The 249-nt window shown below is 39.0% G+C and carries 1 protein-coding gene; it reads left to right on the top strand.

Annotated elements, in window-relative coordinates:
• Positions 1-249: PAS domain-containing protein (locus tag AB4653_RS19305; protein WP_372105037.1), on the top strand; the 249-nt coding region annotated here is incomplete at both ends.

Genomic DNA, 249 nt, shown 5'->3' on the forward strand with positions numbered 1-249 from the left:
ATGTTACTCGAAATGGAATCAGTCCATGTCATGCCATTCAGTGAACACGATAAAATTATCTTAAGATCTTATGAGGCCGTAGTTGATGGTATTGCGAGTCTGATCGGTCCGTTTTGTGAAATCGTTTTACACTCTTTAGAAGACCTCAATACATCTGCGATTAAAATTGCCAATGGTGAAAATACAGGTCGTCAGGTTGGTTCGCCAATCACCGATCTTGCATTGAAAATGTTGAAAGATATTGAAGGT

The sequence above is a fragment of the Vibrio sp. 10N.222.48.A3 genome, from assembly GCF_041475345.1.
GTDB lineage: Bacteria > Pseudomonadota > Gammaproteobacteria > Enterobacterales > Vibrionaceae > Vibrio > Vibrio tasmaniensis_A.